Annotated in this window: 7 protein-coding genes and 1 riboswitch; of the genes, 5 read left to right on the top strand and 2 right to left on the bottom strand. The window is 67.4% G+C overall.

Translation table 11 applies throughout. The features are described from left to right. Positions 1-270 precede the first annotated feature (270 nt). On the bottom strand, positions 271-3,051 hold the full coding sequence (locus ASE31_RS26805; protein WP_057205585.1) for a DUF349 domain-containing protein: 2,781 nt from the start codon (positions 3,049-3,051) through the stop codon (positions 271-273). After that, on the bottom strand, positions 3,008-3,196 hold the full coding sequence (locus ASE31_RS32155) for a hypothetical protein (protein WP_162261442.1): 189 nt from the start codon (positions 3,194-3,196) through the stop codon (positions 3,008-3,010). Before ASE31_RS32155 ends, ASE31_RS26805 begins: the two co-directional genes overlap by 44 nt. Before the next feature lie 923 nt (positions 3,197-4,119). On the opposite strand from ASE31_RS32155, the gene ASE31_RS26800 reads away from it, so the two are divergent. The 5 genes from ASE31_RS26800 (at position 4,120) to ASE31_RS26780 (ending at position 10,263) form a co-directional block, all read left to right on the top strand. Then, positions 4,120-4,974 carry a lytic transglycosylase domain-containing protein gene (locus tag ASE31_RS26800; RefSeq protein WP_057205583.1) on the top strand — a complete coding sequence of 285 codons (855 nt, stop codon included), beginning with the start codon at positions 4,120-4,122 and terminating at the stop codon, positions 4,972-4,974. Positions 4,975-5,026: 52 nt separating this feature from the next. Beyond that, positions 5,027-5,178: riboswitch (ZMP/ZTP riboswitch) on the top strand. A 31-nt stretch (positions 5,179-5,209) separates the two neighbouring features. Next, positions 5,210-6,454: a serine hydroxymethyltransferase gene (glyA, locus tag ASE31_RS26795; RefSeq protein WP_057205581.1), complete on the top strand. Its 1,245-nt coding sequence runs from the start codon at positions 5,210-5,212 to the stop codon at positions 6,452-6,454. A 12-nt stretch (positions 6,455-6,466) separates the two neighbouring features. Next, entirely contained in the window at positions 6,467-6,916 is a 450-nt protein-coding gene (gene nrdR, locus ASE31_RS26790) for a transcriptional regulator NrdR (RefSeq protein ID WP_007856647.1), read from the top strand. A gap of 67 nt (positions 6,917-6,983) precedes the next feature. Next, the gene (locus ASE31_RS26785; RefSeq protein ID WP_057205579.1) at positions 6,984-7,871 is read left to right on the top strand and encodes a DMT family transporter; all 888 of its coding nucleotides are present in this window, start codon (positions 6,984-6,986) and stop codon (positions 7,869-7,871) included. Positions 7,872-7,941: 70 nt separating this feature from the next. Then, a complete protein-coding gene (locus ASE31_RS26780; RefSeq protein WP_157412677.1) occupies positions 7,942-10,263 on the top strand; it encodes a hypothetical protein in 2,322 nt (773 codons plus the stop codon). The last annotated feature ends 32 nt before the right edge of the window (positions 10,264-10,295 follow it).

The raw sequence follows: 10,295 nt of genomic DNA, 5'->3' as shown, positions 1-10,295 counted from the left end.
CGCACTAGTTTCAGGTACTAGCGAGTAACATCGTGGAGGTTCGAGTCCTCTCCTGGGCACCAAACAAAGAAAAAGCCGTTGCATTCGCAACGGCTTTTTTGTTTTTGCGGCTGCATCCACAGCAGCCCCTCGGCCCGTGCGCCCAGGCACCGGCACGCTCCCTACACACACCCACCTCACCAAAGACAAAGCGCCTTCGCATCCATGCCCAGGGGCATGCACGCAAAGGCGCTTCAAAGGCTGCGCCGGGCATAGGCCCGGGCTTGCCCCTTACTTGCGCAGCAGGTTCTTCAGCACGTTCTGCAGGCGGCGGGCCGTGGCGCCATCGCTCGGGCTGGCCAGCACGCGGGCCGCATCCTGGCCCCAGGTCTGCTCGGGCGCAGGGTCGTTGCGGCGCGTGAGCAACTGCAACTGCAGCAGGCGGCGTGCGGAGATGTGCTCGGCCGGGGTGGGCACCTCGGCCGCCATTTCCAGGCGCAGCAGGGCCTCGGCCGCATCGCCCTTGGGCGCGGCAGACAGCGCCTGCGTCCAGGACGTGCGCACGGCCGGCGTCACGCGGCCACCCAGGTCCTGCGTGCTCGGCACCTGTGCCGCATCGCGCTTTTCCCAGGCCGCGAGCAGCTGCGTGAGCGCCTCGCCATGGGCCTGCGCAGCCAGCTTCTTCAGGGCCATCTGGGCGTGCTCCATGGCGTCGCGCTGGGCACGGAAGGCCGTATCGCCCAGGCGCGGGCCACGGTCTTCGTAGGCCGGGCGGTCGCCGAAGCGGCCACCACGGTCACCGCCGCGGTCTGCACCCCGGTCACCAGGACGGCCATCGCGCGGGCCGCCACGGCCTGCATCGCCACGGCCGCCATCGCGGCGCTCACCAGGCCGCGCACCGCGGCCGGGGGCGGCGGGTGCATCCTTTTTCATGCCGGGGCGGTCGTCGCCACGCACGGCCACCACGGGGCGGGCAGGCTTGGGCGGCGCCACGGGGGCTGCGGCAGGGGCTGCCGCTTCGCCGTCCGCGCCAGCATCCGCCGCAGTCGCTTCGCCATCACCGGTCGCAGCAGCGGCCTCGTCGGCCTGCGCCACCGATGCGGCAGCGCTTTGCTCGCTCTTGTGCGCCGAGGCAGCCGCCTCGGCGGCCTTGGCCTGGCCGCGCAGCGCGGCCTCCAGGGCCTGCACGGCGGCGCGGATCTGCTGCGCATCGCCCGTGGCGTTGGCGGCCTCCAGGGCCTTGGAGGCGTCGAGCACCACGCGGTCGTGCGCGCTCAGCTCGGTCACGGCCTTTTCGCGGTCGGCCGACTTGCGGTTGAAGGCTTCGTCGATGGGCTTGCGGAATGCGTCCCACAGCTTCTGCTCGTGCTTGCGATCCAGCGGCACGGTCTGTGCCTCGGTCTGCCAGCGCTGCTGCAGCGACTTGATGGCGTCGATGCGCAACGCGGGCGCGGCGCCCAGGGCCACGGCCTCGTCGATCATGGCGTGGCGGCGGGCCAGGCTTTCCTTTTGCGCGGCCTCCAGCGGCGCAGCTGCGCCAGCGATGGCCTGCTTCCACAGCGGCTGCAGTTCGGCAAAGATCTTCTCGCCCACGTGGCCACCTTCGCGCCAGCGGTCGCCGAACTGGTACAGGGCGCGGTTGATGGCCTTCCAGTCGCCTGAAGTGGCATGTTCCTGCGTCCAGGCCTTGACCTCCTCGATCAGGGCCAGGCGCTGGGCCTTGTGCTCGGCGGCATCAGCGCGGATCTTGTCGAGCCAGGCTTCCACGACCTTGTGCGCGGCATTGCAGGCCTCGTCGAACTTCTTCCACAGGCCGTGGTTGGGCGCACCGCCCTGGTCGGACTGCTTCCACTGCTCGCGCAGGGCGCGCAGGGTTTCCTGCATCTTGCGGCCACCCAGGGCCTGGCCCTCGGGGCGGTTGAGCAGGGCTTCGGCCTTGGCCACGAGGTCCTCGCGCACCTGGTCGGCGCCCCAGCGCTGCCAGCCTTCGAGCTCGCCTGCGGCCACCAGGGCCGTGTGCACCTGCTGCTCCAACGCGGCATCGATGTGCTTGCCATGGTTCTTGAGCACGGCGCGCAGCGCGGCGGCGGCGCCGGCACTGGCCTTGCCATGGCCTTCTGCGGTTTCCTTCTCAAGCACCACCAGCGCATCGCGCACGGCCTGCACGGCCTTGTCGCGCACTTCGGGGTCGACCTTGGGCTTGTTCGGCGCACGGGCGGGCTTGGCAGCGGCGCCGGCCGCAGCAGCCGCTGCGGCCTCGGTGGGCAGGCCACGGGCGGCGCGCAGCTCATCGGCCCACACCGGCACGGGTGGCAGCGGGGCATTGGCATCTTCAGCGGCAGCGGCGGCCTGGGCCACGGCGGGCTGGAAGGCATCCCACACCACCAGCAACTGGGTGCGCGAGGCATCCAGCAGCGGCGGGAAGCGCGCTTCCACGCTGGCCCAGCTGGCGTCGCTGGTCAGCTCCTGGGCCTGCTCCTGCCAGCGGGCGACGTCAGCGCGCAGCAGCTCCAGCGCGCCGTGCGCGTCGCGCCAGGGCTTGGTGGAGAGCACTTCGATGCGCTGCGCGAGCAGCACGGCGGCTTCGCGCTGCACCTGCACACGGTGCTGCAGGTCTTCGATGACCTTCACACGATCGGCCACCTGCACCTTGAGCAGGGACAGCGGTTCGCGCGACAGCGGCGCGCCGGCCTTGGCCGCGTCGCGCTGCCATGCCAGGGCATCGGCGATGTTGAGCTTGGGCGCGGACAGCAACGCCTGGGCCTTCTCGGCCCACTCGGCGGCAATCACTTCCTGGCCCTTGGCGCGGCGGATCTCGTCGAGGCGCTCGCGCACGGCACGGGCAGCGCCCTTGTCGCGGCCGCTCAGTTCCTTGAACACTTCCTGCAGCTGCTCTGGCGCTGGCTGCGTGGCCAGCCAATCACGGATGCGGGAGGCGCGCTCGCCCGAGGTGGCGGCAGAGAAGGCGCCGCCGGTCAGTGCATCCAGGGGATGCGCCTCTTGGGTTTTGGCCGGGGCCGGATTCACTTCAGGTGCGTCGGACATTTTGCTGCGGGAAAAAAATGGAAACATGGATCCAATGGATTGCGAACGGCCATCCCTGCTCGGGTTGGATGCGCGAGGCCACCAAGGCTAGCGCCAGCCAGAGCAGGTACATGGCAGAAAACGGGCTATTTTCACCGGGTTCGTGCAGGCGGGCCACCGGCAGTCCTGGCAAGGAGGTCCCTCGGGGATATCCTGTCCAGAGCCACCCGGTGTGCGGGCTTCTGCACCCTGCATTGCAGGGTTGCGGTGTCTCCCAGGGGCCTGTGCCCGCTCTGGGAATTGCCCCCATTATCTATATATATGCGCCAAGGGCCCATTCAATGCCTTGAGGCAGTTCAATACAGGCCCATCCGGGCCCGCCTGCGGGCTCGCGGCGCCATGCTCCAAGCCCCCTTCCCCAGCATGAAGCCGCATGTTTGAAAACGTGGGAACGCGACGCAAGCAACGACCCAGAAACAAGAAAGCCCGGGGGACTTTCCGAAGTGGACAGTCTCCCGGGCTTGACGGCTGACACAACGGTCTTTGCCATCGTTTCGCAAGGCGGAGATGAAGGTCCACCGTGCGAGGAGGCAAGGTATTGCCTCCAGGGGGTGCCGTGGAAGTTTCATCTGCTGCACCGCGGCACTGAATGCCCATCGGCGGGAGAGTTCGCTTCGTCTGGCGATGCCTGAAATCAACAGGCAGATGAACCTTACCAAAGTCGGCTGCCGGGCTCAACCCGGTTTTGCAATGGTGCGGTAAAAGCCGATTGAATTTGACACATGGCCGTCACCGGGCTGTGCTCGGCCGGGCAACCGCTTCGGGTGGAAAAAGGCAAAACCCTGTGTTTTCTACCAGATTTTTCATGCTTTTTTAATCTAACGATTGAATTTGTTAGTATTGACTAGGTATTTGGTGACCTCCTAGAATCCGCCAGCCTCAAAAATGGCTAGTAAAAACCCCAACCCGCTGCCGAACCCGGCTAAGTCAACTCACGGCCCCTCTTGCTTTTTGCAGGCCTGAAATTGATGGCGTACCAATCCAGGTGATACGCCTGATCCTGCCAACCACCCGTGCTGGCAGGGCCTCAGGGAAGCGCCCCAGAAAGGAAGAGCTATGACAGCGTCAGGAAAAATAGTCTCCGGCATGCGAACCTTCGCAGCCGACGTGACCGAAGGTTTTCTTGAAATCACCCACAGCAGCTTCGCCCTCATCGGGCTGACCGTTGCATTCGTCGTTATCGCATTGACCGCCCGGCCCGACCTGCGCCAGGCCGGAGAAGAAAAGCTCATGAACTGGCTGCAGGCGCGCCAGGTCGCCGTGCTGGGCATGCCCATCGAGCCCGAGGCGAGCGAGCGCGCCACCGCTGGCAACCCCAAGGACCTGCCCAAGGAGCAGGCCGCCGTGGCGTTCTGGCTGAGCAAGAAGTACCGCGTGGCCCCCGAGCCGCTGAGCGTGCTGGTGGCAGAGGCTTATGAACTCGGCGCCCGCAACAAGCTCGACCCGACCCTGATCCTGGCTATCATGGCCATCGAGTCCAATTTCAACCCCTTTGCGCAAAGCTCCGTGGGTGCCCAGGGCCTGATGCAGGTGATGACCACCGTGCACACCGAGAAGTACCAGAACTTCGGCGGCCACTTCGCGGCCTTCGACCCGGTGACCAACCTGCGCGTGGGCGTGAAGGTGCTGCAGGAATGCATCGCCCGCGCTGGCTCGCTCGAAGGCGGCCTGCGCTACTACGTGGGCGCGGCCAACCTGCCCGACGATGGCGGCTACACCGCCAAGGTGCTGGCCGAGCACTTTCGCCTGCGCCAGGTGGCCGGTGGCCGCGCCATGCCGACCAACCCGCCCGCCACCCTGTCCACACAGGCGCCGGTGCAGTCGATCCCCGCGTCGGTCAAGCTGCCAGCCCCTGCTTCGCCGGCCAACAACGGCAGCGACAAGGTCGCCCTGCTCTCGCAACCATCCTGATACACAGCTCCCGGCCGCTCTGCTGGAGCAGCGCCGCCGCCTGGGATACACTACGCAGGTACGCAACTGGCGATAGGCGCAGCCCCGCAACCGGGTTGCCGCTGACGTGGAAACCGACAAGGGCTTGCCCCTTGTGAACCACTGGGGAGCGTGCCGCACGGGTGTCATGCCCGCCGCGTTCAGCCGTTCGCCTGGGCAGCCCTTGTTTCAAGGGACACAAGTTCATAGGACTGCCATGTACCAACGCAATATTCTTGTCGAACAAGCCGACCCCGAAATCTTTGCCGCCATCACGGCCGAGAACGCCCGGCAAGAGCACCACATCGAGCTGATCGCCAGCGAGAACTATGCCTCCCCCGCCGTGATGTGGGCCCAGGGCACCCAGCTGACCAACAAGTACGCCGAAGGCTACCCCGGCAAGCGCTACTACGGTGGCTGCGAGCATGTGGACGTGGCCGAGCAGTTGGCCATCGACCGCGTCAAGAAAATCTTCGGCGCCGATGCCGCCAACGTGCAGCCGCACTGCGGCGCCTCCGCCAACGAGGCCGTGTTCCTGGCCTTCCTCAAGCCCGGCGACACCATCATGGGCATGAGCCTGGCCGAAGGCGGCCACCTGACGCACGGCATGCCGCTGAACATGTCGGGCAAGTGGTTCAACGTGGTCTCCTACGGCCTCGACGCCAACGAAGTGCTGGACTACGACGCCATGGAGAAGAAGGCGCACGAGACCAAGCCCAAGCTCATCATCGCCGGTGCCTCGGCCTACAGCCTGCACATCGACTTTGCACGCTTTGCCAAGGTGGCCAAGGACGTGGGCGCGATCTTCATGGTCGACATGGCCCACTACGCCGGCCTGATCGCTGCGGGCGTGTACCCCAACCCCGTGCCCCATGCCGACGTGGTCACCAGCACCACGCACAAGAGCCTGCGCGGCCCGCGCGGCGGCATCATCCTGATGAAGGCCGAGCACGAGAAGGCCATCAACAGCGCCATCTTCCCCGGCCTGCAAGGCGGCCCGCTGATGCATGTCATCGCGGCCAAGGCCGTGGCCTTCAAGGAAGCGCTGCAGCCCGACTTCAAGACCTACCAGGAACAGGTCATCAAGAACGCCCAGGTCGTGGCCGAAACGCTGACCGCACGCGGCCTGCGCATCGTCTCCGGCGGCACGCAAAGCCACGTGATGCTGGTCGACCTGCGCGCCAAGGGCATCACCGGCAAGGAAGCCGAGGCCGTGCTGGGCGCAGCCCACATGACGATCAACAAGAACGCCATCCCCAACGACCCTGAAAAGCCGATGGTGACCAGCGGCGTGCGCATCGGCACCCCTGCGATGACCACGCGCGGCTTCAAGGAAGAAGAAGCGCGCATCACGGCCAACCTGATCGCCGACGTGCTGGACAACCCGCGCGACGAGGCCAACATCGCCGCCGTGCGCGCCAAGGTCAACGCGCTGACGGCACGCTTCCCGGTCTACGGCTGATCCGGCCCCGCCATGAAGTGCCCCTTCTGCAGCCACCAGGAAACGCAGGTCGTCGAAACCCGGGTGTCTGAAGAAGGTGACTTCATCCGCCGCAGGCGCCAGTGCGGCGCCTGCGACAAGCGCTTTACCACCTACGAGCGGCCGGAAGTGAACTTCCCGGCCATCGTCAAGAAGGACGGCCGGCGCATCGAGTACGAGCGCGGCAAGCTGCTCGGCTCGTTCAACCTGGCGCTGCGCAAGCGCCCGGTGAGCACCACCCAGATCGACAGCGCCATCGAGCGCATCGAGGAAAAGCTGCTCAACCTGGGCCAGCGCGAAGTGCTCTCCAGCCGCATCGGCGAGCTGGTGATGCGCGAGCTCAAGAAGCTCGACAAGATCGCCTACATCCGCTTTGCCAGCGTTTACCGAAGCTTCGAGGACATCGACGACTTCCGCGCCATGGTCGACGAGGTGCGCAAATAGCCGGGGCGGTTCGCGCCGGCATGTCGCAGCGCCTGCAGACTTTGCCGGCCTGCCCGACAATGCACCAGTGAAGACCCGCCATTTCCTGCAGCTCGTGCTGCTGTCTGCCCTGTGGGGCGCCTCCTTCCTTTTCATCCGCGTCGCGAGCCCCGTGCTCGGGCCCAATGTCATGGCCGCCCTGCGCATCGGCCTGGCCACGCTCACGCTGATCTTCATCATGCGCGTGGCCGGCGAGCGCTGGCCCTGGCGCCACTGGCGCGAACTGGTCGGGCTGGGCGCCCTCACGGTGGCCATCCCGTTCCTGCTGTACTCCTGGGCAGCGCTGTACCTGCCGGCGGGCTACAGCTCACTGCTCAACACCATGGCCGTGCCCTTCAGCGTGATCGCTGCGGCGTGGCTCAAGGAAGACACGCTGAGTGCGCGCAAGTGGCTGGGCTGCCTCTGCGGCTTTGCCGGCGTGGCGCTCATCGTGCAGTTGGGCCCGGTCACGCCGACCCCGGCCCTCATCATTGCCGCCCTGGCCTGCATGACGGCATCGGCCTGCTACGGCGTTTCCACCCCGTGGATGAAGCGCGCCACCACGCGCATGCCGCCCTTGGCGATTGCGGCCGGCATCCACGGCACGGCCCTGGTCATGCTGCTGCCCGGCGCGGCCTGGAGCCTGCCCGAGGCGCAGTTCACGCCCACCGCGCTGGCCGCCGTGGCGGTGATGGGCATCGTCACCTCGGGCCTGGCCTACTGGCTCAACCTGCGCGTGCTCAGCCAGGTCTCGCCCGTGGCGGCCATGAGCAGCGCCTTCATGATCCCGCTGTTCGGCGTGGCCTGGGGCCATCTGTTCCTGGGCGAAGCCCTGGGCCCGGGCATGCTCTGGGGCGGCCTGCTGGTGCTGGTGGCCACGGGCCTGGTGACCGGGTTCAACCCGCTGCGCTGGCTGGGCGCCGGATCGCGCTCGTAGGGAGATCGCCTACAGGCCTGTTCGCCCAGGTCCGGGGTGGTGATGGGCGCAGGCTGCCGACAATGAGGGCATGGACCCTCAGCCGCAGCCGACCGTCGCCACATTCCTTCCCACCCACCGCGCCCCGCTGCAGCCCGAGCAGCCCCCACCCCAGCACGCCTGGCAGTTCTTTCGCGCCGGCGGCGTGGACCAGGTCATCATCCAGAGCGGCGCGGACATTGCCCACCTGGCTGAGCTGGACCAGAAGCTCTGGGTGGCCCTGGCCTGCCCCACGCGCGGCATCGAGTTCGACGAGCGCACGCTGGACCTGATCGATACCGACAAGGACGGCCGCATCCGCCCGCCCGAACTGCTGGCCGCCTGTGCGTGGGCCTGCGCGCAGCTGCACAACGCGGACGAACTGGCACAACCCGGCGACACGCTGGAAATCAGGGCCATCGACGACCGCACCGAAGAAGGCGCCGCGCTGGCCGCAGAGGCCCGGCGCCTGCTGGCCATGGCCGGCCGGCCCGAGGCCACGGAGATCGCGCTGGCCGACGTACTCACACGCAGCGAGCAGTTGAGCGCCCTGCGCTTCAATGGCGACGGCATCATAACGGTGGACACCGCAGGCAAGGACGACACCGTGGCGCGCGAGGCCATAGCGCACATCATCACCACGCACGGCAGCATTCCTCCCACCACCGACAAGCAGTTGCCCGGCATCGACCGCGAGCGCGCCGAGTCGTTCTTTGCAGAGCTGAACAAGCTCAGGGCCTGGGCCGACCAAGCGCGCGGCGCCACCACCGGCCTGGCACTGGGGGACCGCACCCTGGCCGCCACCGAGGCCATGAATGCCGTGGCCGCCAAGGTGGAGGACTTCTTTGCCCGCACCCGCCTGGCGGCCTACGACCCGCGCGCCGCCACAGCACTGAACCCCTCGCTCGACGAATACAGCGCCATGGCCAGCCAGGACCTGGGCCTGGCCTCGCCGGCCATCACCACCCTGCCCCTGGCCCCCATCACCCCTGGCGGCGCCCTGCCCCTGAGGCACGGCGTGAACCCGGCCTGGGCCAAGGCCCTGCGCAACTTCAGCGAGCGCACGGTGGAGCCCCTGCTGGCACGCAGCAACGCCGAAAGCCTCACGCAGGACGAGTGGCAGCTGATCCAGAGGGCTCTGGCGCCCTGCCAGCAATGGCTGGCTGACCGCCCCGCCACCCGCCTCGATGTGCTGGACGAGGAGGTACGCGAGGCCCTCTTGGCAAGTGATGCCGAGCAGCGCGTGATGGCCCTGATCGACGAGGACGAGGCCGAGCAGGCCCACAACGAGCAGGCGTTGGGGCTGGAGAAGCTGCTGCGCTTCAAGCGCGACCTGCTGGAGTTGCTCAACAATTTCGTCTCGTTCTCGGCCTTCTACCAGCGCCGCGGTGCCATCTTCCAGGCCGGCACGTTGTACCTGGATGCGCGCAGCTGCGACCTGGTGGTGCAGGTGCCCGACGCCGCGCGCCACGCCAAGCTCGCCGGCCTGGCCAAGACCTACCTGGCGTACTGCGACTGCACGCGCAAGGGCCAGAAGATGGGCATCGTCGCGGCATTCACCGCCGGCGACGTGGACTTCCTTTTCGTGGGCCGCAACGGCGTGTTCTACGACCGCGACGGCCACGACTGGGACGCCACCATCACCCGCATCATCGAGAACCCCACGAGCATCCGCCAGGCATTCTTCTCGCCGTACAAGAAGTTCGTTCGCATGATTGAAGAACAGGTGGCCAAGCGCGCCTCGGCCAGCGATGCGCGCGCGCAGAAGTCACTGGGCACGGCGGCCGGTACCCTGGCCAGCACCGATCTCAAGACCGTGGGCACCAACGCCAGCAGCGTGACCGTGCCCGGCACCCCACGCCGCACCGACGTCGGCACGGTGGCCGCCATCGGCGTGGCGCTGGGCAGCATCAGCGCGGTGCTGGTGGGCATCTTCGGCAAGTTCGTGGACCTGGGGGTCTGGATCCCGCTGGCCCTGATCGGCATCGTGCTGGCGATCTCGGGGCCGAGCATGCTGATTGCCTGGCTCAAGCTGCGCCAGCGCAGCCTGGGGCCCATCCTCGACGCCAGCGGCTGGGCGATCAACGGGCGCATGCGGGTGAACACCCGGTTGGGCGGGTCCTTGTCGCAAGTGGCTAAGGTGCCGGCCAATGCACGGCGCATGCTCGATGATCCGTTTGCGGAGTCCAAAAGCCCTGTGTGGGTGGGGCTGGGGGTTCTGGTTGCCGTGCTCGTGGTGGGGTTTGTGGCGTGGCGGGCGCATTGGCTGGATCGGTGGGTGCCGCAGGTGACGGTGACGCCTCCGGTCGCTGCACCGGCAGCTGGGGCCAGTGATGCGACGCCGGCTGCTTCGGTGGCTTCGCCGGCGCGTTGAGTTCAGCGCTTCTTTTCAGCCGTGTGCCTGGG

It is taken from the genome of Acidovorax sp. Root217 (genome assembly GCF_001428645.1).
Lineage (GTDB): Bacteria > Pseudomonadota > Gammaproteobacteria > Burkholderiales > Burkholderiaceae_C > Acidovorax.
Note: the sequence above shows the minus strand (reverse complement) of the source record. Positions and strands in the feature narration are given on the sequence as shown.